At 70.3% G+C, this 22,599-nt stretch carries 21 protein-coding genes and 1 pseudogene; 7 read left to right on the top strand and 15 right to left on the bottom strand.

The features are described 5' to 3' along the window. Positions 1-38: 38 nt before the first annotated feature. Positions 39-476, top strand: a complete 438-nt coding sequence (locus tag AC27L4_RS14015) for a GNAT family N-acetyltransferase (protein ID WP_487142818.1) — start codon at positions 39-41, stop codon at positions 474-476. Between the two features lie 114 nt (positions 477-590). Here AC27L4_RS14015 and AC27L4_RS14010 read toward each other — a convergent pair whose 3' ends face one another. Further along, positions 591-2,258, bottom strand: coding sequence for an MFS transporter (locus tag AC27L4_RS14010; protein ID WP_487142817.1), 1,668 nt, complete (start codon positions 2,256-2,258; stop codon positions 591-593). A gap of 534 nt (positions 2,259-2,792) precedes the next feature. Between AC27L4_RS14010 and AC27L4_RS14005 the strand changes: the two genes are divergently transcribed. Continuing rightward, a complete protein-coding gene (locus tag AC27L4_RS14005; protein WP_487142816.1) occupies positions 2,793-3,428 on the top strand; it encodes a response regulator in 636 nt (211 codons plus the stop codon). A 6-nt stretch (positions 3,429-3,434) separates the two neighbouring features. On the opposite strand, the gene AC27L4_RS14000 is transcribed toward AC27L4_RS14005, so the two are convergent. The 3 genes from AC27L4_RS14000 to AC27L4_RS13990 form a co-directional block, all read right to left on the bottom strand. Next, positions 3,435-4,214: a carbon-nitrogen hydrolase family protein gene (locus tag AC27L4_RS14000; protein ID WP_487142815.1), complete on the bottom strand. Its 780-nt coding sequence runs from the start codon at positions 4,212-4,214 to the stop codon at positions 3,435-3,437. 150 nt (positions 4,215-4,364) lie between these two features. Further along, entirely contained in the window at positions 4,365-5,261 is an 897-nt protein-coding gene (locus AC27L4_RS13995; RefSeq protein WP_487142814.1) for an EamA family transporter, read from the bottom strand. Between the two features lie 178 nt (positions 5,262-5,439). Beyond that, positions 5,440-6,036 (bottom strand): hypothetical protein, encoded by a 597-nt coding sequence (locus AC27L4_RS13990; protein WP_487142813.1) that lies wholly within the window; start codon positions 6,034-6,036, stop codon positions 5,440-5,442. A gap of 85 nt (positions 6,037-6,121) precedes the next feature. On the opposite strand from AC27L4_RS13990, the gene AC27L4_RS13985 reads away from it, so the two are divergent. Next, a complete protein-coding gene (locus tag AC27L4_RS13985) occupies positions 6,122-6,814 on the top strand; it encodes a helix-turn-helix transcriptional regulator (RefSeq protein ID WP_487142812.1) in 693 nt (230 codons plus the stop codon). A gap of 15 nt (positions 6,815-6,829) precedes the next feature. Here AC27L4_RS13985 and pip read toward each other — a convergent pair whose 3' ends face one another. The 8 genes from pip to AC27L4_RS13945 all read right to left on the bottom strand — a co-directional run bounded on the left by pip (position 6,830) and on the right by AC27L4_RS13945 (position 13,130). Beyond that, entirely contained in the window at positions 6,830-7,792 is a 963-nt protein-coding gene (gene pip, locus AC27L4_RS13980) for a prolyl aminopeptidase (protein WP_487142811.1), read from the bottom strand. A 25-nt stretch (positions 7,793-7,817) separates the two neighbouring features. Beyond that, positions 7,818-8,351: a GNAT family N-acetyltransferase gene (locus tag AC27L4_RS13975; protein ID WP_487142810.1), complete on the bottom strand. Its 534-nt coding sequence runs from the start codon at positions 8,349-8,351 to the stop codon at positions 7,818-7,820. A 90-nt stretch (positions 8,352-8,441) separates the two neighbouring features. Next, positions 8,442-9,260 (bottom strand): SDR family oxidoreductase, encoded by an 819-nt coding sequence (locus tag AC27L4_RS13970; protein WP_487142809.1) that lies wholly within the window; start codon positions 9,258-9,260, stop codon positions 8,442-8,444. Positions 9,261-9,285: 25 nt separating this feature from the next. After that, positions 9,286-10,095 carry an HpcH/HpaI aldolase family protein gene (locus AC27L4_RS13965; RefSeq protein ID WP_487142808.1) on the bottom strand — a complete coding sequence of 270 codons (810 nt, stop codon included), beginning with the start codon at positions 10,093-10,095 and terminating at the stop codon, positions 9,286-9,288. Positions 10,096-10,156: 61 nt separating this feature from the next. Next, positions 10,157-10,888, bottom strand: a complete 732-nt coding sequence (locus tag AC27L4_RS13960) for an amino acid ABC transporter ATP-binding protein (protein WP_487142807.1) — start codon at positions 10,886-10,888, stop codon at positions 10,157-10,159. Beyond that, entirely contained in the window at positions 10,869-11,525 is a 657-nt protein-coding gene (locus AC27L4_RS13955) for an amino acid ABC transporter permease (RefSeq protein ID WP_487142806.1), read from the bottom strand. The genes AC27L4_RS13960 and AC27L4_RS13955 overlap by 20 nt, the downstream gene beginning before the upstream one ends. Continuing rightward, positions 11,522-12,238: an amino acid ABC transporter permease gene (locus tag AC27L4_RS13950; protein WP_487142805.1), complete on the bottom strand. Its 717-nt coding sequence runs from the start codon at positions 12,236-12,238 to the stop codon at positions 11,522-11,524. Before AC27L4_RS13950 ends, AC27L4_RS13955 begins: the two co-directional genes overlap by 4 nt. Before the next feature lie 79 nt (positions 12,239-12,317). After that, complete coding sequence (locus tag AC27L4_RS13945; protein ID WP_487142804.1) at positions 12,318-13,130, bottom strand: transporter substrate-binding domain-containing protein; 813 nt, start codon at positions 13,128-13,130, stop codon at positions 12,318-12,320. Positions 13,131-13,480: 350 nt separating this feature from the next. Between AC27L4_RS13945 and AC27L4_RS13940 the strand changes: the two genes are divergently transcribed. Together AC27L4_RS13940 and AC27L4_RS13935 are read left to right on the top strand one after the other, a co-directional pair. Then, positions 13,481-14,227 (top strand): FadR/GntR family transcriptional regulator, encoded by a 747-nt coding sequence (locus tag AC27L4_RS13940; RefSeq protein ID WP_487142803.1) that lies wholly within the window; start codon positions 13,481-13,483, stop codon positions 14,225-14,227. After that, the gene (locus AC27L4_RS13935; protein ID WP_487142802.1) at positions 14,220-14,882 is read left to right on the top strand and encodes an RraA family protein; all 663 of its coding nucleotides are present in this window, start codon (positions 14,220-14,222) and stop codon (positions 14,880-14,882) included. The genes AC27L4_RS13940 and AC27L4_RS13935 overlap by 8 nt, the downstream gene beginning before the upstream one ends. Before the next feature lie 142 nt (positions 14,883-15,024). Here the strand turns inward: AC27L4_RS13935 and AC27L4_RS13930 are convergent, their stop codons facing one another. Further along, entirely contained in the window at positions 15,025-18,417 is a 3,393-nt protein-coding gene (locus tag AC27L4_RS13930) for a PAS-domain containing protein (protein WP_487142801.1), read from the bottom strand. A 248-nt stretch (positions 18,418-18,665) separates the two neighbouring features. Here AC27L4_RS13930 and AC27L4_RS13925 point away from each other — a divergent pair, with 248 nt between their 5' ends. Then, entirely contained in the window at positions 18,666-19,586 is a 921-nt protein-coding gene (locus AC27L4_RS13925; RefSeq protein WP_487142800.1) for a glutaminase, read from the top strand. Between the two features lie 6 nt (positions 19,587-19,592). Here AC27L4_RS13925 and AC27L4_RS13920 read toward each other — a convergent pair. Together AC27L4_RS13920 and AC27L4_RS13915 are read right to left on the bottom strand one after the other, a co-directional pair. Further along, positions 19,593-20,417, bottom strand: a pseudogene (locus AC27L4_RS13920) (nucleotidyltransferase domain-containing protein). A 142-nt stretch (positions 20,418-20,559) separates the two neighbouring features. Next, a complete protein-coding gene (locus AC27L4_RS13915) occupies positions 20,560-21,315 on the bottom strand; it encodes an IclR family transcriptional regulator domain-containing protein (protein ID WP_487142941.1) in 756 nt (251 codons plus the stop codon). Between the two features lie 489 nt (positions 21,316-21,804). Here AC27L4_RS13915 and AC27L4_RS13910 point away from each other — a divergent pair, with 489 nt between their 5' ends. After that, the gene (locus tag AC27L4_RS13910; protein ID WP_487142799.1) at positions 21,805-22,554 is read left to right on the top strand and encodes an SDR family NAD(P)-dependent oxidoreductase; all 750 of its coding nucleotides are present in this window, start codon (positions 21,805-21,807) and stop codon (positions 22,552-22,554) included. Positions 22,555-22,599 lie beyond the last annotated feature (45 nt).

Here is a 22,599-nt window from a genome sequence, read left to right as displayed (position 1 = left end):
CGGCATCGCGAGCACTGCACACCGAAGGATGAGCGAACATGCCGATTACGCTGCGCCCCGCCGGACATTCAGATGGAAGATATCTTTTGGAACTGGAGGAATCTTGCATGCGTGGCTACGCCGAAGCTCTCTGGGGCCGTTGGGAGCCATCGGAAACGGCTGAGACGCTGGACATTGCCGGGCATGAGATCATCGAGTTGGATGGCGATGCGGTCGGCTGCATCGCGGTCGTCTGGCATCCGGACCATCTGTTCATCGAGAAGCTCTATATCGGGCCTGACTTCCAGGGGCGCGGACTGGGGGCAGTCGCGCTGAAGCGCAAGGTCGATGAGGCCGCGCACAAAGGGCTTCCTACGAAGCTGAGCGTTCTGACCACCAACCCTGCCGACAGGTTTTATCGGCGTGAAGGTTTCGTCGTCGAGGCGGAGACGCCCGAACGCCGCAGGATGTCGAAGGCGGTGTCCGCTCCGGAATGAGGCTATGGCGATGGATGACGACAACGGCACGGGGCCGGGCGGCCTCCGCCACCCGACCCCGTGGAAGTTCCCGACAGCCCGCCGGTGCCGGCGCATCGGCGGGCCGGGGGCGCCTCAGTCGTCGATGCGGCGCCTGAAGGTCTCGGGCAGGAACAGCAGGCCGGCGATCACCGTGATCACGGCGACGACGATCGGGTACCAGAGGCCGTAATAGATGTCGCCGGTGGCCGCCACCATGGCGAAGGCGGTGGTGGGCAGGAAGCCGCCGAACCAGCCATTGCCGATGTGATAGGGCAGGGACATCGAGGTGTAGCGGATCTTCGTCGGGAACAGCTCCACCAGCAGGGCGGCGATCGGGCCGTAGACCATGGTGACGTAGAGCACCAGCACGAACAGGATCAGCACCACCATCGGCTTGTCCATCGCCGCCGGATCGGCCTTGGCCGGGTAGCCGGCCGCGGTGAGCGCCGCCTTGACCTGGTCCTGGAAGGCCTTGATCGCGGCCTTGCGGGCATCGCCGTCGAGCGCGGCCGGGTTGACGCCGGGGATCCTGGTGCCGCCGATCTCGATCTCCGCCACCGAGCCGGCCGGCGCCGCGATGTTGGAGTAGGGGATGCCGGCCTTGGCGAGGTAGGCCTTGGCGATGTCGCAGGAGGTGGAGTCGAACTTGTTCTTGCCGATCGGGTCGAACTGCACCGAGCATTCGCCGGGGAAGGCGGTGACGCTGGCGGGCGAGGCCTGCTGCGCCGCATAGAGCGCCGGGTTGGCGGCCTTCGCCAGGGCCTGGAACAGCGGGAAGTAGGTCAGCGCCGCCAGCAGGCAGCCGGCCAGGATGATCGGCTTGCGGCCGATCCGGTCGGAGAGCCAGCCGAAGAACACGAAGGCCGGGGTGGCGAGGGCGAGGGCGACCGCGGTCAGGATGTTGGTGGTGGCCCCGTCGACCTTCAGGGTCTTCTCGAGGAAGAACAGGGCGTAGAACTGGCCGGTGTACCAGACCACGGCCTGCCCGGCGACGGCGCCGACCAGGGCGATGATGACGATCTTCAGGTTGCTCCACCGGCCGAAGGCTTCGGTCAGCGGCGCCTTGGAGGCCTTGCCCTCCTCCTTCATCTTCCTGAAGACCGGGCTCTCGTTGAGCTGCATGCGGATCCACATCGACACCGCCAGCAGGATGATCGAGACCAGGAACGGCACGCGCCAGCCCCAGCTGGCGAAGGCCTCTTCGCCCAGGGCGGTGCGCACGCCGATGACGACGAGCAGGGCCGCGAACAGGCCGAGCGTCGCCGTGGTCTGGATGAAGCTGGTGTAGAGGCCGCGCTTGTTGTTGGGGGCGTGCTCGGCGACATAGGTGGCCGCGCCGCCATATTCGCCGCCCAGCGCCAGGCCCTGCAGCAGGCGCAGCAGCACCAGCGCCACCGGCGCCGCGACGCCGATCGAGGCATAGTTCGGCAGCATGCCGACCAGGAAGGTCGACAGGCCCATGATGCCCATGGTGACGAGGAAGGTGTTCTTGCGGCCGACCAGGTCGCCGATGCGGCCGAAGACGATGGCGCCGAAGGGCCGCACGGCAAAGCCGGCCGCGAAGGCGGCCAGCGCGAAGATGAAGCCGGTGGTCTCGTTGACGCCGGAGAAGAACTGGGCGGTGATGACCGTGGCCAGGAGGCCGTAGAGATAGAAGTCGTACCATTCGAACACGGTGCCGAGCGAGGAGGCGGCGATGACGAGCTTCTCGCTCTGCGTCGCCTCGTGATGCCTCGGCAGCTCTGAGGGTATGGTGACCATGGTTTCCTCCTCTTCGGCCCTGTCGCGGGCCGCTCCCTTCGGCGGGGAGCCTGGTTGCATGACGAACGACGTCCGGAAGCGGCGCTCGGCCGCCGGTCCGGGCCGGGTGGGGGGCGACGTCGGGCTCTCGCGGCCGGCCTGTCCGCCGGGAGCGTCACTGCGGCGACGGGAGCCCGGGGCCGCGCCCGCGCTCCGATCCGTTGCCGCGCCACGGCGGCCGTGCCCGTCGCCTGCGATTGCCGGTCGCCGATCCCCTCCCTGGTCCCGGGGCCGTGCTGCGGCGGCTTCCCGATTGGCGCCAGCATCGGCTCCGGCCGCCGCGTCGTCCATGCGACCTTGGTCGGCTCCCCACCCGACTTTCGTCTTGGGTGCCGGGGGGAATCACGCCTATGCTGGCGCAAACGGGGAGGGCGGCATGGCGGGACGGACGAGCGGCGCCGTGCCGCCGCGGTCTGGAGCGCGCGGACGCATGGGGCATCGGAGCGTCTCGGGGAACGCGGAGCCGGCTGCGTGGCGCGGCGGCGGCCGTTCGCCATGACCGCGCCCGTCATCCTGGTCGCCGACGACCACCCGGTCTTCCGCGAGGCCCTGAAGATCGCGGTGATGCGGGCCGCACCCGGCGCGCGCGTTCTGGAGGCCGGCCAGCTCGGCGAGGCCGCCGATGCGGCGCGCCATGCCGCACAGCTCGACCTGGTCCTGCTCGACCTGAGGATGCCGGGCGCGGAGGGCTTCTCCGGCGTCGCCCTGCTGCATGCGGAGCGGCCGGAGACGCCGATCCTGGTGATCTCCTCCGCCGACCAGTCGGACGCGGCGGCCCGCGCGCGCGCCTATGGCGCGATCGGCTTCGTGCCGAAGACCGCGGACCTGTCCAGCATCGAGGCGGCGATCCGCCGGGCGCTCGCCGGCGAGCGCGACGGCAAGCCCCAGGCCGAGCGCGACCCGGCGGTGGCCGAGATGGCCCAGCGGATCGCCCGGCTCACGCCGGCCGAGATCAAGGTGCTGGTCGGGGTCCTGGCCGGCCGCCTCAACAAGCAGATCGCCTACGACCTCGGCATCTCCGAGGCGACGGTGAAGGGCCACATGACCGCGATCATGCGCAAGATGAACGTGCAGAACCGCACCCAGGCGGTGCTGGCGGCGCGAGCGCTCGACATCGCCTTTGCCGAATGAACTCCGTCAGCGACGCTGCGGCGCTTCCTCGACATAGCAGGGATATTCGCGCTTCTGCCGCCGGGCGCGGTCGGGATCGAGGGCGAAGGCCGCGAGCGGGGCCTGTCGCGACGTCTCGCCGAGCAGCGTGCCGTCCGGTGCGACGGCAAAGCCGCGGCCGCCGAACACCGGCGCGCCGGGCGTGCTGCCGGCGCGGTTCGAGCTGACGACATAGGCGCCGGAGACGAGGGCGGCCATGGCGCCGGCAACGCCCCAGGAGTGCTGTTCCAGCCCCGTCGCCCGCGGGGCGACGATCAGGTCGGCCCCGGCGCGCCCGTAGCGGCGGGCATGCTCGTTGAACATCAGCTCGGTGCAGAGCAGGACGCCGACTTGAAGGCCGGCGACCGTGTGGACGGCGAAGCCGCTGCCGTCGGCCTCGAACCAGGTCGCCTCGTACCAGCCGTCCTCCTCGGGAAAGCACTGCTTGCGGTGCAGCGGCCGGGCAATGCCGCCCTCCAGCGCGAAGGCTTCGTTCGCCAGGCGGTCGCCGTGCCGCACCGGCCGGGAGCCGAGCACTGCCGGAACGCCGAGGCCGGCGAGGGCGGCGAGCCCGCGCTCATGGAGGGCGAGGCTGCGCTCGGCCGCCGCCGCGTTATAGCGTGCCGCGCCGGCGAGCCAGGGTCCGAACGGCATCTCGTTGACGACGAGGATGTCCGGCCGGGCGGCGTCGACGCCGCGGCGCAGCCCATCCCAGAGCGGTCCTTCCGGCTCCAGCCCGTCCGGCAATTCGACGAAGGCGCAGATCATCGATTCGGTCCCCGCGGCCGGGGAGCCGGGCCGCATCGCGTGCAGCATGGCACGGGCCGCCCGGCGGGGACAGGGGCGAGCGGCTTGTCGCGGGACTCGGCCCGGCCCCGGGACATGCTCGCCGCGCGCCCGGCACAATGTCCGGCCCCGTCACTCCCGTGCCGAGAGGACCGCGCCGGCGCTGGCCGAGATCACTGCGGCGATGCCGGCGACCTGCTGCAGGCTGAGCGGCTCGTGGAGGATCAGGTAGCCGGCGAGGGCGCCGATGCCGGGCTCGGCGCTCATCAGGATACCGAAGGTCGCCGCCGGCAGTCGCTTGAGCGCCAGCATCTCCAGGGCGAACGGCAGCAGCGGCGTCAGGACGGCCAGGCCGACGGTGTGGACGACGAGGCCGGCCGGCAGGGTCAGGCGGGTTTCGGCCAGGGCGAAGGGGGCCGCGACCAGCGCCGCGACGACGAAGGAGATGGCCAGGCCGTCCAGCCCCTTGAAGGTCTTGCCGATGCTCTTGCTCAGCAGGATGTAGGCGCCCCATCCCGCGCCCGCCGCGAGCGCGCAGGCGACGCCGAACGGATCGACGCTCCAGCCGTTCCGATCCAGCACCAGCGCGAGGACGCCGGCAAGGGCCAGCACCAGCCAGACCAGGCGCCAGCTGCGGGCGAAGCCGAGGGCCGCCACGCCGAGGGGCCCAAGGAACTCGATGGCGACGACGAGGCCGAGCGGCACCCGCTCGATGGCCATGAAGAAGGCGATCGTCATCAGGGCGATGGTCGCCCCGAGCGCCAGGGCGGTCAGGAGGTCCCCGCGCCGATAGGCGCGCAGGCTCGGGCGCACCGCCAGCCCCATGATGATCGCCGCCCAGGCCAGCCGCCCCCAGTTGGTGGAGACGGGGCCGTAGGTGTCGATGACCGGCCGGGCCAGGGCCGCGCCCAGCTGGACCGAGACCATCCCGCCCACCGTCATGAGCGCCGCCAGGCCGGCCTGCGAGGCAGGCACCCCGCCCGCAGTGCCGTTCAAATCGTTCCGCACGAGACCCTCCGAATCCGGCATGTCTAGAGCAAAGCGCGTGTGGGAGGAAACGTGCTTTGCTCCAACTCCTTGTTTCGACGCGCCTTTGCGACCTGACGCGATCCGTCAGATCGCAAGACGCTCCAGCGACGGCGCTGTTCGATGCACAGCGGGAAGACGGATCGGATGCGCTGCGTTTTCGACGGCGGGCAGGCGTCCGTCACAGCACGGTGCCGAACGCCATGCCGTCCGGTTCGATCAGCGCGAGGAAAGCTTCGCACAGTGCGTGTCCATGCCAGCCGGCGCAGATGGCCTTGGCCTGGGCGCGGTCGTCGGCAAAGGCGATGTCGAGGAAGACGCCGTCCTCCAGCTTCACCATGTACTGCTCCCGCCAACCCGGCTGGCGGGCAAGATGCCCCTCGATCATGGCGGCATGGGCGCGGCGCGCCTCCTCTTCGCCGACGCCCGGCTTCAGGCGGAAGCGGCCGATCTCGACGCCCCGGCCGGCCTGGAGCGGATCGGCCGCGGCAAGCGTGGCCTCGTAATGCGCCATGCTCGAAATCCCGGCGATCGAAGCACGGAAGCCCAAGAACTCCGGCGCCGTGCCGACCCGTTCGCCGGCGGCGCGGGCCTCCTCCAGGCTGCGCCAGGTCAGGAGATCGGCCCGCAGCGCCGGATCGGATTCGCCGGCAAAAGCGGTCCAGGCGACGAAGCCGGGGAAGGACTGCAGGTGCTGCAGCGCCTCGGTCCGCGCGGCATCGCCCGCCCGAGGGTCGACGACGGTGTAGGTGACGATTTCGTGGACGGGGGTGGTCATGGAAACCTCCGGAGGGAACGAGGCCGATCCGATACGTCATCGCTCCTGACAGATTCCGTCAGGAGCGTGGCATAGGATGGCGGCCATGCGCACGCTCCGCCTGTTCTCGCTGCTCGACCACCTGCGCGGCGCCCGGGACCCGATCCCGGCCGAGAGCCTGGCGCGCGTTCTCGACGTCTCGGTGCGGACGATCTATCGCGACATGGCCAGCCTCCAGGCCATGGGCGCACCGGTGCGCGGCGAGGCGGGGATCGGCTATCGCATCGAGAAGGGCTATTTCCTGCCGCCGCTGCGCTTCGATCCGGACGAGCTGGAGGCGGTGATGCTCGGCATGCGCCTCGTGGCGGCCCGCGGCGACGCGGATCTGGCGGATGCCGCCGGACGGGTGTCGGCCAAGATCGGCGCGGTGCTGGAGGGCGACCAGGGCGAGCTCTACGCCGCGCTGCCGCTGCGGGCCGTCTCGCGCGAGGGCGAGGATCGCCGCAGGGCGGCCGCCCATCTGGGGACCCTCAGGCGGGCGTTGCGCAGCCGGACGATCGTTGCCCTGCGCTATCTCGACGCCGAGGAGCGGGTGAGCGAGCGCACCTGCCGTCCGCTCGGCCTCACCGTCTACGACGCGGTGTGGCTGCTGACGGCGTGGTGCGAGCTGCGGCAGGGTTTTCGCAATTTCCGGCTCGACCGGATCGAGAGGCTGGAGCTCACCGGCACCCGCTTCCGGCCGGTGCGCGGCCGGCGCTTCGAGGACTATCTGCGGACGCTGTCGGACACGCCGCGGTGACGGGCCTCGCGCCGCTCAGCCGGTTGAGGCGAAGGCATCGAGGGCGCTGCGCATCCGCGCCATCGACAGCGGGCCGCCATGGCCCTCCGATTCGATGATCACCAGGCGGCTCGTCGGCCAGGCGCCGTGCAGCCGCCAGGCGGTGATCGCCGGGCCGCTGACGTCGCGGCGGCCATGGATGAGCATGGCGGGGATATGACCGATCGCGGCGATGCGGCCGAGGATCGCCTTGCTCCCCGGCAGGAAGCCGTCATGGGCCCAGTCATGCGTGACCAGCGTGGCGAAGATCAGGCTCTGCGTGTCATCGAAGCGCTGGCCGAGGGGCGCCCAGTTCGGATCGAGGGAGATATGGGTCGTCTCCCATGCCGTCCAGTCCCGGGCGGCCTGCCGCCGGTCCGCGGCCTCGCCAGCGGCGAGCCGCCGGGCATAGGCCTCGACCACCCGCTCGCCGGGGCGCCGGCCGGACGCCTGCTCGAAACGCTGCCAGGCCTCCGGAAAGATGCGGCCGACGCCCTCGGTGATCCAGTCGACCTCCTCGCGGCTGGTGGTGGTGACCGCGGCCAGCACCAGCGCGCTCACCCTGTCGGGATGTTCCAGGGCGTAGGCGAGGGCGAGCGTCGAGCCCCAGGACACGCCGGACACCAGCCATGTCCCGATGCCCAGATGAGCCCGCACCGCCTCGATATCCTCGATCAGCGTCGCTGTGGTGTTGCGCGCCAGCGTGGCGAGGGCCTCGGTGGCGAGGGGACGGCTGCCGCCGCAGCCGCGCTGGTCGATGCCGACGATCCGGTAGCGCCCGGGATCGAAGCGGCGGCGATAGCTGCCGGAACCGAGGGTGCTGCCGGGGCCGCCATGCAGGTAGAGTGCCGGCCTGCCGGCCGGATTGCCCGAGACTTCCCAGTGGATGGCCGCCCCGCCGGCGACCGGGAGCAGACCGTGCTCGTAGGGTTCGATCGGCGGATAGAGCGTGTCGGTCACGGGTCCGGAGCCTCCCTGCGGCGGATCAGGCGGCCGCGCCCGTCCGCGGGGAGAGGCGCAGCGCATAGAACTTCGTGTCCACCGCCATCACCGGGAAGCTCGCCGGCAGGGCGCCCCTGGGGATCTCCGCAAAGCCGTTCTTCTCGTAGAAGCGATGGGCTGCCAGGAACTTGGCGGTGGTGCCGAGGAAGATTTCGGTGACGCCGGCTCCGCGTGCCTCGGCAAGGACATGCTGCAGCAGCCGTGCGGCGACGCCGAGCTCGCGGCCGCGGAAGGGCGCGGCGACGAACATCTTGCGCAGCGCCGCCTGCGCCGATCCGATGTCCTTCAGGCCGATGGTGCCGACCACCCGCCCGCCGGCCCGGGCGACCCAGAAGCCGCCGCGGCCGGTCTGGTAGAAGTCGGGGATGGCGGCAAGGTCGGGCTGCTCCTCGGCGCTGATGGCGATGCCGAATTCCTCGCGCTGGATCGGCACGATCACGTCGATGACGCCCTGGCGGTCGCCGGGCGCGAAGGGGTGGATCGCGATCGCCGCATCGGCGGGGCCGCTCGTCGACATGCCGCTCCTTTCGCCGGACGTCCGGCCGGGCTGGTGACGCCGCGCCCGGCCGGAGAGGCCGCCGCCCCGGAACGGGGCGGCGCGGCGGGCTCACCAGGCGGTGAAGCCGCCGTCGACCACGACGTTGGAGCCGGTCATATAGGACGAGGCGTCGGCGGCAAGGAAGCGGATCACGCCGTTGTATTCGTCGATTTCCGCCTGCCGGCCCATCGGCACGCGCTCCAGGAAGGCGTCGACGAACTCCTTGTCGAAGGCCGCGGTCTTGACGCCGCCGAAGGAGATCAGGTTGACGCGCACCTTCTTGGGCGCCCAGTAGGTGGCGAGGTAGCGGGTCAGGTTGACCAGGCCCGACTTCGAGGCGGCATAGGAGACCGCCTTGATGAAGGGCACGCCGTCGCGCTTCTCGCGATAGGCGTAGAGCGCCTGGTTGGGCGAGACCATGCCGTAGATCGAGCCGACATTGATGATCGAGCCGCGCCGTTCCGCCGCCATCAGGCTGCCGACGACCTGGCTGGTCAGCATGACGCCGGTCAGGTTGGTGTCGATGATCTCGTCCCAGTATGTCTGCGGGTAGACCTCGAACGGGGCGTTCTGCTCGGCCGGGCCGTTGGGCTTGGAATCGATGCCGGCATTGTTGACCAGGATGTGCGGCACGCCCCAGTCGGCGACCAGTTGGCGGGTGGCCTCCTCCAGCGCCGCCTTGTCGGAGACGCTGGCCTCGTAGACGCGGATGCGGTCCTCCAGGCCGGGGAACTTCTCGGCGATCTGCGCTGCCCCGAAGGGACGGCGGCTGTAGATCGCGACCCTGGCGCCGGCCTCGGCCAGGGACTTGGTGAACTGGGTGCCGAGCTGGCCGAGCCCGCCGGTGACCACGGCCACCCGGTTGTCGATGCTGAAGATGTCGCTCATGTCGGGATGCTCCGGTGGGGATGGGTCAGGCCGTCTTGGCGGCGGTCTCGATCGCCTCGCGCACGCGGCGATTGCCTTCGTTCAGGAACATCACGTCGTTGCCCATGATGATCATGTCGACGCCGCGCTTCTTGAGGGCGACGACGTTGTCGGCGATCGGGGGGATGCAGGGCGCCATCACCTTGATGCCGCGGGCGTGGCATTTCTCGATCAGCTCGGCGAGACGCTCGTCGACTTCCGGATGCGACATCGAGTAGTCGATCGAGATCCGGCGCGAGATCGAATAGTCCGCCGGCCCGAAATTGATGACGTCGATCCCCTCGACATCGAGGATTTCGTCGATGTTGTCGAAGAACTCGAAGCTCTCGGCCATGGGGATGACGAGCTTGCCGGCGTTCTCGCGCTCCATGTAGGCCGACCATTGGAAGCCCGGCCCGGCGAAGCCGGCGGCGCGGCAGGAGGCGTCGCCGCCACGCCGGCCGAGCGGCGGGAACTTGGCGGCGCGGACGATGGCGCGCGCCTGGTCGGCGGTGTTGACCTGCGGCACGATGATGCCGGTGGCGCCGAACTCCAGCGCCTTGCGGATGTCCCACTCGTTGGTGCCACGCACGCGCACCAGCGGCGCGATGCCGGCGAGCAGGGCGGCCAGCACCAGCTTCTCCATCTGGCTGTCGATGTTGACGGGCGTGTGCTCGGCATCGATGAAGGCGAAGTCGAGCTCCCAATGGCCGGCGACCTCGATCGCGACCGTGGTGCCGGTGTAGAAGGTCGAGCCGAAGGTGGCCTCGCCGCGCTGCAGCTTGGCCGCGAGGCTGCGGTTCTCGGGGACTGTCACGGGGTTCTCCTGTGGGTTGCGCCGGCATGGCGCCGCGCTCGGGGACGGAAGGGGCCGCGCCTCACTTGAGGTTGGGCGCGAGGAAGGTGCGGAGCTCGGGCGTGCGGGGCTCGGCGAAGAGCCGTTCGGAGGGGCCTTCCTCCCAGACGCGGCCCTCGTGCATGAACACGGTCCGGTTGGCGACGCCGCGGGCAAAGCCCATCTCATGGGTGACGAGCAGCATGGTCATGCCGGCCCCGGCGAGCTCGGCGACGGTCTTGAGCACCTCGCCGGTCAGTTCCGGGTCGAGCGCCGAGGTGACCTCGTCGAACAGCATGACCTTGGGCTTCATCGCCAGCGAGCGGGCGATGGCGACGCGCTGCTGCTGGCCGCCGGAGAGCTCGTCGGGATAGGCGCCGGCCTTGTCGGCGAGGCCGACCCGCGCCAGCACCTCAGCCACCAGCGCCTCTCCCTCCGCCCGGGACGCGCCCTTCACCACGCGGGGGGCGAGGGTGATGTTCTCGGCGACGTTGAGGTGCGGGAACAGGTTGTAGCTCTGGAACACCATGCCGACCTCGCGGCGCAGGGCGCGCAGATGGGCGCTGGAGGTGTCGACCGTGTGGCCGGCGACCTCGATCGTGCCGCCCTCGAAGCGCTCCAGGCCGTTGATGCAGCGCAGCATGGTGCTCTTGCCCGAGCCCGAGCGGCCGATCACCGCCACCACGTCGCCATGGTCGACGCTGAGGTCGACGCCCTCGAGGACGGCGACAGCGCCGTAGGATTTCCGCAGGTTCTCAATGCGCAGCGCCGGCACGTCGTCTCTCCTTGAGCCGTTCGCTCCACCACGACAGCGGGTAGCAGACCGCGAAGTACATCGCGGCCACCGTCAGGAAGACGTGGAAGGGCTGGAAGGTCATGTTGTTCAGCAACTGGCCGGCGCGGGTCAGCTCGACGAAGCCGATCAGCGCGGTCACCGAAGTGTTCTTGACGATCTGCACCATGAAGCCGACCGTCGGGCCGAGGGCGATGCGGAAGGCCTGGGGCAGGATGACGTGGCGCAGCGTCTCGATGCGGCTGAGCGCCAGGGCGTCCGCCGCCTCCCACTGCGTGCGCGGGATCGCCTCGATGCAGCCGCGCCAGATGTCGGCGAGGAAGGCGGTGGCGTAGATGGTGAGCGAGATGGCGGCGGCGGCGAGCGGCGGGAAGTAGAGCCCGAGAAAGCTGAGGCCGTAGAAGGCGAGGAAGAGCAGGATGAGCAGCGGCGTCGCCTGCACCAGCTGGATGTAGGTCGCCACCATGAGCTTCAGCCAGCGCGGGCCGAGGGCGCGTGCCAGGGCGAAGACGAGGCCGAGGACGCCGCCGAAGACGAAGGTCAGCGTGGAGAGGCCGACCGTCCAGGTCAGGCCCTGCAGCAGGAACTCGACGCTCGACCAACCGAAGGACTGGATCATGCGCCGGCTCCCTCGCGGGCGGCGGCCGCAGCCGCGGCAGAGCGCGCCGCCGGCTTGCGTCGGAACAGCCACAGGCCGACCAGCCAGTAGAGCAGGCGGAAGCAGAAGGTCATGACGATGTAGATGGCGGCGACGACCAGGAAGGTTTCGAGGCTGCGGAAGGTCTGGGATTCGATCTTGGCGCCGGCCAGGGTCAGCTCCGTGGCCGAGATCGCCGAGACGATCGAGGTGCCGAGCAAGGTGAGGGTGAGCTGGCCGGTGAGGGCGGGATAGACGACGCGCAGCGCCGGTACGATGACGACGTAGCGCATCACCTGCAGGCGGGAGAGGCCGAGCGCCAGCCCCGCCTCGATCTGGGTGCGCGGGATCGCCAGCAGCCCGGCCCGGAAGATCTCGGCGGAATAGGCGCCGAGATTGAGCGAGACCGCCAGCACGGCGGCCTGGTTGGCATGCAGCCGCAGGCCGATATAGGGCAGGCCGAAATAGACCAGGAAGATCTGCACCAGGAGCGGCGTGTTGCGGAAGGCCTCGACATAGAACCTGCCGGCGGCCGCGCCCCATTTCGGCCCGTCGACGCGCAACAGCGCCACGGTGAGGCCGACGGCCAGCCCGATGGCGATCGCCTGGCCCGACAGCACCAGGGTGTTGACCGTGCCCTCGACGAGCTCGGGCGTCCGGGCGAACACCGGGATGAAGTTCATTTCATAGGCCAAGGGCGCCTCTCCTGCCGGGCCGGAGGGCGCGGGCGGCACATGCCGCCTCGCGCCGGCCGCGCGGGTGCCTGAGCGAAGATCAGAAAGTCGGCAGCTTGCCGCCGGGGATCGGGATCCCGATCCACTTCCTGTGCAGCGCGTCGAGATTGCCGGTGATCTCGCTGTAGTAGATGAAGTTGTTCAGCCACTGGTGCAACTCGGTGGCGTCCTTGCGCACGGCCATCGACCAGTAGAGCGTGAAGATCGGCACCTCGGCCTTGACTTCGAGAGTATCGAGCTTGCGCTTGCCGATGACGTCGTTGGCGACGGCGGCGACCGCGGCGGTGGCGTCGACCTGGCCGGAGATAAGCGCCTGCATGGCGAGGGCGTCGTCGTCGAAGCGCACCACCTCCAGGCCCTCGATGCCGTAGCCGCTGACGGCGACGTCCTGGGTGCTGCCCTTGGGCACGGAGACGCGCTTGCCCTTCAGGTCGTCGAGGGAGGTCAGCTTCATGTCCTTGGGCGCGACGAAGCGCATCTCGTAGGCGCCGTAGGGGTTGGTCATCAGGAAGGTCTTGGCGCGCTGGGGCGTCGCCGTCATCTGGGCGATCAGGATGTCGACCCGGCCGGACTCGAGAGCGGCCGCGCGCGAGGCGTTGTTGACCGGCACGATCTCGGCCTCGACGCCCAGATCCTTGGCCACGTCCCTGGCCAGGTCGACCAGGAAGCCGGCGGTGTTGCCGGAGGCGTCGATCGTGTCGTAGGGCGGGATGCCGGTCAGCACGCCGATGGCGACCCGCCCCTTCTTCTCGATGCTGGCCGTGGTCTGAGCCAGGGCGGGCACCGCGGGCAGCGCCAGCAGGGCGGCCACCCCGAGAACGGCCGCGGCCCGGCGCGTGATTCGTCCGATCATCGTTTCCTCCGTTGATTGTCCTTCGTCGCGCCGGAGCGCTCCGGCGGGGCGGGATCGCGCGTCGTTCCGCCGGCGATCGATGTGCGGCCCGGCCACCGGCGAAGGCCGGCCTCGGGCTCCCGATCCCTGCGGATCGAGTCTGCTCTTGACATATGACTTATGACATAAGTAGGTGTCAAGCATGCCTCGGGCGGCTTTCGGCCGCATGCAGGACAGACGGGACGAAGCCGGCGGCTTTCATGGCGGCCGCGACTCGCGGACGATCATCGGGGCGAACGGGGAGGGGAGCAGATGGCGGGCAGGCGCGCGGCGGAGCTGGAACGGCCCGATGCCGGGGCGTGGTCGCGCCGATGAAGACCCCGCGCATCCCCGGCCGGGACAAGCTGCATTCGTCGGTGGCCAGCGCCTTCGAGGCGCAGATCCTGTCCGGCGAACTGGCAATCGGCGAGCGCCTGCCCTCGGAAGGCGAGATCGCCCGGGATTTCGGCGTCTCGACGCGTTCGGTTCGCGAGGCAGTGCAGATCCTGGAGACCAAGGGGCTGGTGCGTCGGCGGCATGGCGAGCGCACGATCGTGGTGCGCGACGATGTCGGCGAGTTCCTCGGCACGCTGGCGGTGACGGTGCGCCAGCTGTTCTCGACCGATCCGCACTATCTCGTCCAGCTGATGGTGGTGCGCCGGATGATCGAGACCGAGGTTCTGGGGCTGCTGACGGCGCGGGCCGAGCCGGCCGACGCCAAGATCGAGGCCGCGCTGGAGGAGATGCGCCGCGCCCGCGACGGCGGCGACTTCACCGGCTTCACCCGGGCGGACGCGGCCTTCCACCTCGCCCTGGTCCACTCGGCCGGCAACGAGATCCTCTCGGTGTTCTACGACAACCTCTACGGCCTGATCGGCGAGGTCATCCGCGTCACCAGCCGCGTGCCGAGCAAGTCGCTCGATGCGGCCTATGCCGAGCACGCCGACATCTATGCCCGGGTCCGCGACCGCGACGAAGGCGCCGCCAAGGTGCTGATGCGGGCTCACATCGACAACAGCGCCGCGTATCTGCGCGTCGCCATCGAAAACGCCAACCGCAAGGACGACGGGAATGCCTGACTTCGACTATTCGGACACGGACTGGGAGGCGATCGAGCGCCTGAAGGCCTGGTATTCGGGCGACGTGCACGACAGCATGGAGCATCTCGGCCTGTGGGGCCATGTCGAGGGCGTCTCGCTGCTCGGCGCGCTGGCGCCCGGCGCCGTGGTGTGCGGGCCGGCGGTGACGGTGCAGTTCGCTCCGTCCGACCGGAAGGGCGAGCCGCAGGACGTCTATCACCACGCCATCGACAACACGCCGAAGGGCACCATCCTGGTGTGCGAGGCGTCCTGCGCCGGCGGCGCCTGCTCGGGCGAGCTGATGAGCACGGGAGCCCATATGCGCGGCGCCGCCGCCACCGTGGTCAACGGCACGGTGCGCGACCTCGCGCAGGTCCGCGCCCTCGGCTATCCGCTGTTCGGCCTCGGGGCGAGTCCGGTCGGCGTCACCGGCAAGAAGGAGCCGAAGACGGCGCAGGTGCCCGTCACCATCGGCCGCGTCACCATCCGGCCGGGCGACGTGATCTTCGGCGACATCGACGGCGTGGTCGTCATCCCGAAGGAACGGGTCCGCGACGTTGCCGACGCCGCCGATGCGCTCGGGCGCAACGAGGCCGAGGCGCGCCGGCGCATCCTCGCCGGCGAAAAACTCCAGGCGGTGTGGCCGGCCGCTTGAACGCGGCCCGGCGGCCGGGGCCTGGGCGACGGCGCCTTCCGACTAGAGCAAAGCGCGTTTTGGTGGAAACGCGCTTTGCTCCAACTCCTTGTTTCGACGCGTCTTTGCGACTTGACGCGAGTCCGTCAAATCGCAGAACGCTTTAGCCCGAAGCCGCCGCGAGCTCCGGCGCCTGGCCGGCCAGCAGCGGCCAGAGCCGGGCCGGGTCGACCGGCTTGTGCATCATGGTGATGCGCAGCTCGGCGAGGCGGGGCTCGCCGGCGAGGGCCTGATCGGCCGTCAGGAGCGCCAGCGTCATGAAGGCGTCCTGTTCGCGCAGGGCGTCGGCGACGTCGAGCCCGTCGTGGTCTTCGCCGAGCTGGTAGTCGATCAACGCCGCCGCCGGCCGATGCCGACGGGCCAGGGCGAGGGCCCCCGCAACGGTGTTGGCGAGCAGGACCTCGCAGCCGCGCGAGCGCAACGCCGCATCAAGCGCGGCCAGCACCGAGGCATCGTCGTCGAGGCAGAGCACACGCATGCCTTTCAGCTCGGCCCGCAGCGGCTCGACCGCAGGCTGGGCCCGGCCGGGCTCGGCGGGCAGCGGGCTCTCGGGCACGGAGACGGCGAAGGTCGAGCCCCGGCCGGGGGCCGAGCGCAGCGACAGCGGCAGATCGAGCAGCCGGGCGATGCGCTCGACGATAGCCAGGCCCAGCCCGACGCCGCCGCCGGCGCTGCCCTTGCTCTCCAGGCGCTCGAACTCGCGGAACACCCGGGCCTGGTCGGCCGCGGCAATGCCCGGCCCGCTGTCGCGCACCTCGATCAGCACCCGGCCGCCGCGCCGCCGCGCCCCGATCCAGACCCGTCCGGCCGGCGTGTAGCGCACGGCGTTGGAGAGGAAGTTCTGCAGGACCGAGCGCAGCAGCGAGCGGTCCGTCACCACCCGCAGGGCGGTCGGGCGGGCGCAGAGCTGCAGGCCGCGCTCGCGGGCGAGCGGCGCGATCTCGGCGGCGAGCTCGCCGATGAGCTCGCCGAGATCGAAGGCCTCGGGCTTGGGCGTCACCCCGCCGGCATCGAGCCGGGAGACGTCGAGCAGGGCGCGCAGCAGCGTGTCTGCCGAGCCGATCGCCTTGTCGAGATGGTCGAGCAGCGGCTTGTCGCGCTCGTCGGCCTGGCCCGCCAGGGCGGCGCAGAACAGGCGGGCGGCGTGCAGGGGCTGGCGCAGGTCGTGGCTGGCCGCGGCCAGGAAGCGGGTCTTGTCGCGGGTGGCGGCCTCGGCGACGGTCTTGGCCTTGTCGAGCTCGGCATTGATGCTGGCGAGCTCATGGGTGCGCGCTTCCACCCGCGTCTCCAGCTCCCGCTGGCGCTCCTTCTCGGCAGTGATGTCGGTGAAGCTCATGACATAGCCGCCGCCCGGCATCGGCCGGCCGACGGTCTTGATCCAGCGTCCGGAGGGACGGCGGCGCTCGAAGCTGTGCGGCTGGCCGCGCCTGAGATGGGCGAGGCGGCGCTCGACATGGGCCTCCACCTCGCCGGGGCCGCATTCGCCGCGCTCGGCATTGTAGCGGATGAGGTCGCCGATCGGCCGGCCGACGGCGACATAGCCGTCGGGATATTCGAACAGCTCGAGATAGCGCGGGTTCCAGGCGACCAGGCGCTGGTTGCGGTCGACGACGCTGACGCCCGGGTCGATCGCCTGCAGCGTCGCCGACAGCAACCCGCGCGAGAATTGCAGGCTCTGGCCGCTCTCGTCGAGCAGGCGGACGACGTCGCCGACGTCCATGGCCGAGCCGGCCATGGTCGAGGTGACGATCAGGCGGGCGGAGGGCGCGCCGATGACGCCGGAGATCAGCCGCTCGGCCAGGCGCGCCGCCGGGCCGTCGATGGGCGCATGGGGATCGCCGGCCCGGTTCGGGCCGATGCGGATCAGGTCGAAGCTCTCGGCCGCCTCCTGGTCGCCGACGAAGCGGGCGACGAGCGAGCGCAGCTCGCCGAGCGTGGTGACATGGCCGAAGCCGCCGCCCACCGGCTCGGCCGCCAGCGTCTCGTGCCGGGGCAGGGCATAGCGCACGAAGGCCATCAGCCCGACATTGACCGTCAGGCTCCAGATCGTGCCGTGCACGATCGAGGAGCCGAGGTCGATGCCGAACAGGGCATGGGGATCGAGCCAGTTGCCGCTGGCGGCGCCGAGGATGCCGGGCAGGTCGTAGCGGCCGATCGAGGGCAGCAGCAGGCAGTAGCACCAGACCAGGAGGCCGCCGACCAGGCCGGCGCGCACGGCGCGGGCATTGTCGAAGTCGAAGACGACGGTGGCGACCAGGGCCGGCGCGAAGTTGGCCACGCCGACGAAGGCGATCAGGCCGATCGAGGCGAGCGAGCGCGATGAATCGATGGCGGTCGAATAGGCGAAGGCGACGCCGATGATGGCGACGATGATGATCCTGCGCGCCCGCAGCATGGCGCGGCCGACGTCGGCGTCGGCGACCACGCTGCGGCTGCGCAGGATCAGCGGCGCCAGCAGGTCGTTGGTGGCCATGGTCGACAGGGCGATGGTCTCGGCGATCACCATGGCGGTCGAGGCGGAGAAGCCGCCGAGGAAGGCGAGCAGCGCCATCGGCCCGCTGCCTGTGCTGAGCGGCAGGTTGAGCACGTGCAGGTCGGCCGGGGCGGCGGCGGGCAGCAGCGTCAGGCCGGCGAGGGCGAGCGGCAGCACCATGACCGAGATGACCGCGAGATAGGCGACGAAGGGGCCGCGCGCGGCCTCGATCTGTGCGCCCCCGGGGGCCTCGATGATGCCGACATAGAACTGGCGCGGCAGGCACAGGATCGCGGCGCCGGCCAGCAGGGTCTGGACCAGGAACTCCAGCGACAGGCCGTCCGGCCGAAGCCGGTGCTCGAGCGCGGCGGCGCCGGCCCACCGCGCCTCGACGGGAGCGCCGAAGAACAGCACCAGGGCGAAGAGGCCGAGCGCGACGAAGGTCGCCAGCTTGATCAGCGATTCGACCGCGATGGCGGCGACGACGCCCTCGTTGCGGCCGGCGACCTCGTAGCGCCGGGCGCCGAAGCTGATGGAGAAGGCGGCCAGCAGCATGGCGACCAGCGGCCCGATCGCCAGGGAGCGGTCGAGGCCGACCAGCACGGCGAAGGTGGTCGAGACCGAGCGCAGCTGCAGGGCGATGTAGGGGATCGAGGCCAGCAGCGCGAAGATGGCGACGATCGCGGCGATGTCGCGGCTGCGGCCGTAGCGGGCGGAGATGAAATCGGCGATCGAGGTGGCGCCGGCCTGCTCGCTGAGGTGGGCGATGCGGGTGATGAAGCCGGGCGCCATGAGGAAGAGCAGCATCGGCCCGAGATAGATCGACAGATAGGTCCAGCCGCTCGAGGCGGCCGTGCCGACCCCGCCAAAGAAGGTCCAGCTGCTGCAATAGACCGCCAGGGAGAGCGGGAAGGCATAGCGCGACAGGCGCGGCGAGATGCCCCGGCGATCGAACCGGTAGGCGATCGCGAACAGGAAGGCGCCGTAGACCAGCACCGCGACGATCGGCGTCAATCCGCCCATGTTTCCTCCCGTCCGCGGAGCCTCCGGTCTGCCGGCTGCGGACGTCCGATTTTTCCGGATCTTGTCGCGCATCGGCGGCCGCAAGGCAACGGAGCGACGGCTTCCATCCAATTGCCGGCGGCAGTCGCCTACCGGCGGAGGCCGCGATAAGGTGCCGCCATGACCCCGGTCCCTTGCCCCCGCGATCCGAGCCGCGTGCGTTCCGGCATCGCGCGGGCGGGACCGGGACGCTTGCGGAATGAGGCGCCATGCAGACGCTGATCGACACGATCCACCGGACCCTGGCGGCGAGGACGGCAGAGGGGCGTGTCGCCGACTACATTCCGGAACTCGCCAAGGTCGAGCGGGACAGGCTCGGCATCGCCGTCGAGACGGTCGACGGCCGCTCCTTCGTCGCCGGGGACGCGGACGAGGTGTTCTCGATCCAGAGCGTGTCGAAGGTGTTCACCCTGACGCTGGCGCTCGGCAAGATCGGCGATGCCTTGTGGTCGCGGGTCGGCCGCGAGCCGTCGGGCACCGCCTTCAATTCCATCGTCCAGCTCGAGCATGAGCAGGGAATCCCGCGCAACCCCTTCATCAATGCCGGCGCCATCGTCGTCGCCGACGTGATCCTGGCCGGGCATCAGCCGCGCGAGGCGATCGGCGAGATCCTGCGCTTCGTGCGCTTCCTCGCCGACGACGAGACCATCGTCATCGACCGGGAGGTGGCCCGCTCGGAGACCGAGACCGGCTTTCGCAACGTGGCGCTCGCCAACTACATGCGCGCCTTTGGCAACATCCACCATCCCGCCGACAAGGTGCTCGGCGTCTATTTCCACCATTGCGCCGTCGCCATGTCGTGCCGGCAGCTCGCCCGCTCCGGGCTGTTCCTGGCCAATGGCGGGCGCAACCCGCTGACCGGCTTCGGCGTGGTGTCGAAGGAACGGGCCCGCCGCATCAACGCGCTGATGCTGACCTGCGGCCACTATGACGGCTCCGGCGACTTCGCCTTCCGCGTCGGCCTGCCGGCCAAGAGCGGCGTCGGCGGCGGCATCCTCGCCATCGTGCCGGGGCAGGCCTCGATCGCCGTCTGGTCGCCCGGGCTCAATGCCAACGGCAATTCCCTGGTGGGCACCCTCGCCCTCGAGGCGATCGCCCGCGAGACGGGCTGGTCGGTGTTCTCGCGGTAGGGGGCGCTACGGGCCGCCGAAGCGCGCCACGGCGCGGCGGAAGAAGGCGTCGGCCTCGTGCCGCGCCTCCTCGGAAACCCGGACGGCCTTGCGCTCGAAGGCGTCGCAGGCGAGGCCGAACTCGCCGTCGATGAAGGCGCCGATCGGCGCCGGCAGCGGCTCGACGCCGAGCTCGCGGGTCACGGCCTTGCGCGCCATCAGGTCCGCGGTCAGGCCGGCCACGTCGGCCGGCGGTTCGCATTCGGCCATCAGCGTCGGGAAATGCATCGGCGGGATCGCCCGTCCGGGGTGGAGGCGCAGCCAGCGCAGCGCCGCCGTCGGGCGCAGCGCGTAGAAGATCTTCTTCTGCGGCACCGCCTTGCCGTCGCCGAAATAGGTGCGCCGCTGGCGCTCGCCGAGATGGAGGTAGTGGCGCCCGACCAGGTCGCGGTCGGCGAAGCGCATGGCGAAGGCGAGGAACTCGTCGCGAAAGCCCGGCTAGCCCCGATAGATCGCCGGCGATCGCAACCCTTCCGTGATCACCGCATTGCCCTTCAGCAAGAGGCGCAGCGCCTTGCCGAGCTCCCAGCCGTTGACGTCGAGCTCGCCCTCCAGCGGCGTCTCGATCACGTCGCGCCGCTGCCAGGGCGAGACATAGTGCTCGGCCGGGCGGACGAAGACGAAGCGGCAGTCGTAATCGCTGTCCGGCGAGGGAAAGCCCCAGGCGCGGCTGCCGCTCTCGATCGCCCAGGGAATGGCGACGCCCTGCTCGGCCATGATCGCGGCGAGCCGCCCGTCGATGGCGGCGACGGCCTCGGGGGCGAAGCTGGACGGCAGGTCTCGAAGCGTCATGGCAAGCGGGCTCGGGCGGGAGCCGGATCCGCCCGGCCCCGGCAGCCGTATCTCAGCCCACCGACGATCCGGCAAGCCCCGGGGCCTGTCCGCCGGCGACGCGCGGTGCCCGCCGACCGCGATCATGCCGCGAGCCGCGGCCTCAGGCCAGGACCCGGCGCAGCTCGGACTGCAGGGCGAGCAGGCGGGGCAGGACGTCGCCGACGAGGCGCTCGGGCGTGGCGCGCAGGGCCTGGGCGCCGACATTGGCGGCGGCCACCACGGCGCCGCGGGCGTCGAGGATCGGCACGGCGATCGAGCGCAGGCCCAGCTCCAATTCCTCGTCGATCAGGGCGTAGCCCTGCTGACGCACCCGGCCGAGTTCCTTCATCAATTCGCCGATGCCGGTCAGGGTGCGCGGGGTGCGCTTCTCGCGCCTGCCCGATTCGAGCCGGCGCCGCGCCTCCTCCTCCGGCAGGGCCGCGAGCAGCACCCGCCCCATCGAGGCGCAGTAGGCGGGCAGGCGGCTGCCGACATTGAGCCCGATCGCCATGACGCGTCGCTGGGCTGAGCGGGCGACATAGACCACCTCCGCGCCGTCGAGGATCGAGGCGGAGGAGGATTCCTGCACGCTCTCCGACAGCTGCTCCAGGAAGGGCTGGACGATGCGGGGCAGGGGCGTCGATGAGAGGTAGGCGTAGCCCAGCTTCAGCACCGCCGGCGTCAGACGGAAGAACTTGCCGTCGAACTCGGCATAGCCGGCATGGACCAGCGTCAGCAGGCAGCGGCGGGCGGAGGCCCGCTCCAGGCCGGCGAGGCGGGCGACGTCGGCGATGCTCAGCTTCTCGTGGCGCTGGTCGAACACCTCGATCACCGACAGGCCCTTGATGAAGCCGCCGATCAGGTCGCCTTCGCGGATGCGCAGTGCCGACGTCATGGTGCCTCGCAATCATGTGCGATATGCGAACATACATGCGGATTTCGCCCTTGACCAGAGGGGGAAGCTGGGCCACAAATCGGGCGCTGCTCGAATGGTTGTGCGCCATTCAGACAAGCTTGCGCGGCAAGGGCATGGCCGGCCGCACCGCGAACGGCCCAAGCCGGTTCTCTCGAGCCTGCTTGCTTCCAAGTCTGAGCAGCGTTGATTTTGCATTGGAAAATGCAAGGTCAATCGTGGCGAGAGCCGCGAGACGCTGCCTGGGCCGGCTGCATCCGATGCCGGCTCGGACATGCCCGGCGAGGCACGCACGCCTCCCTCCGATCTTCCCGCAACCAGGACAGTCCGCTCCAACAAAAGGCTTGCAATCCAATCTTTATCGAATATCAATACTGAATATCGTATATCGATCATAATAAATCGGCGCCACCAAGGACGCCGTGTCGCGTCCAGCGCGCAAGAGGGATGACCATGACCACCGTTTCGCCCGAACTCGCCGGCAGGACCGTCGCCATCACCGGAGGCGTGAAGGGTCTGGGCTTCGCCATCGCCGAGCTCTTCGTGCAGCGCGGCGCCACTGTCGCGATCATCGATGTCGACGCGGCCGGGCTGCAGGGCGCGGTCGAGCGGCTCGGCGGGCCGGACAAGGCGCACGGCATCGCCGCCGACATCCGCCGCCGCGAGAACGCCCATCGCGCCTTCGCCCAGGCGGCCGAACGGCTCGGGACCGTCGACGTGCTCGTCAACAATGCCGGCGTCTATCCGCGCAAGCCGATGCTGGAGATCGACGACGAGGCCTGGGACCACATGTTCGACGTCAACCTGCGGGCCATGTTCCACATGACCGTGGCGGCGGCCCTGCACATGAAGCCGCGCCGGGCTGGCAGCATCGTCTCCGTCGCCTCGATCGACGCCTACATCCCCTATGCCAAGAACGCCCACTATGCGGCGGCGAAGGCCGGGGTGATCAGCTTCACCAAGTCCTTCGCCCAGGAACTCGCCCCGGACGGCATCCTCGTCAACGCCGTCTCGCCCGGACCGATCGACACGCCCAACCTGCGCGCGCTCGGCATCTACGAGGATCTCGCCCGCAGCACGCCGCTGGGCCGCGTCGCCGCGCCGGGCGACATCGCCGAGGTGGTCTGCTTCCTGGCGAGCGCGCGCAACCGCTACATGACCGGCGAGACCGTGATCGCCAGCGGAGGAATCGTGATGGTGTGACGCGGCCGCTCCGCCGCAGGGCCGTCGTCAGAACGGCCGGCGGAG

Source organism: Labrys sp. Lb11 (assembly GCF_057554225.1).
This window is presented reverse-complemented; position numbering and strand designations above follow the sequence as displayed.

Bases quoted from the DNA above. Each gene is read 5' to 3' on its own strand.
- AC27L4_RS14015 (WP_487142818.1), top strand. From the start codon at position 39: ATGCCGATTACGCTGCGCCCCGCCGGACATTCAGATGGAAGATATCTT.
- AC27L4_RS14010 (WP_487142817.1), bottom strand. From the start codon at position 2,258: ATGGTCACCATACCCTCAGAGCTGCCGAGGCATCACGAGGCGACGCAG.
- AC27L4_RS14005 (WP_487142816.1), top strand. From the start codon at position 2,793: ATGACCGCGCCCGTCATCCTGGTCGCCGACGACCACCCGGTCTTCCGC.
- AC27L4_RS14000 (WP_487142815.1), bottom strand. From the start codon at position 4,214: ATGATCTGCGCCTTCGTCGAATTGCCGGACGGGCTGGAGCCGGAAGGA.
- AC27L4_RS13995 (WP_487142814.1), bottom strand. From the start codon at position 5,261: ATGCCGGATTCGGAGGGTCTCGTGCGGAACGATTTGAACGGCACTGCG.
- AC27L4_RS13990 (WP_487142813.1), bottom strand. From the start codon at position 6,036: ATGACCACCCCCGTCCACGAAATCGTCACCTACACCGTCGTCGACCCT.
- AC27L4_RS13985 (WP_487142812.1), top strand. From the start codon at position 6,122: ATGCGCACGCTCCGCCTGTTCTCGCTGCTCGACCACCTGCGCGGCGCC.
- AC27L4_RS13975 (WP_487142810.1), bottom strand. From the start codon at position 8,351: ATGTCGACGAGCGGCCCCGCCGATGCGGCGATCGCGATCCACCCCTTC.
- AC27L4_RS13970 (WP_487142809.1), bottom strand. From the start codon at position 9,260: ATGAGCGACATCTTCAGCATCGACAACCGGGTGGCCGTGGTCACCGGC.
- AC27L4_RS13955 (WP_487142806.1), bottom strand. From the start codon at position 11,525: ATGATCCAGTCCTTCGGTTGGTCGAGCGTCGAGTTCCTGCTGCAGGGC.
- AC27L4_RS13945 (WP_487142804.1), bottom strand. From the start codon at position 13,130: ATGATCGGACGAATCACGCGCCGGGCCGCGGCCGTTCTCGGGGTGGCC.
- AC27L4_RS13940 (WP_487142803.1), top strand. From the start codon at position 13,481: ATGAAGACCCCGCGCATCCCCGGCCGGGACAAGCTGCATTCGTCGGTG.
- AC27L4_RS13935 (WP_487142802.1), top strand. From the start codon at position 14,220: ATGCCTGACTTCGACTATTCGGACACGGACTGGGAGGCGATCGAGCGC.
- AC27L4_RS13930 (WP_487142801.1), bottom strand. From the start codon at position 18,417: ATGGGCGGATTGACGCCGATCGTCGCGGTGCTGGTCTACGGCGCCTTC.
- AC27L4_RS13925 (WP_487142800.1), top strand. From the start codon at position 18,666: ATGCAGACGCTGATCGACACGATCCACCGGACCCTGGCGGCGAGGACG.
- AC27L4_RS13910 (WP_487142799.1), top strand. From the start codon at position 21,805: ATGACCACCGTTTCGCCCGAACTCGCCGGCAGGACCGTCGCCATCACC.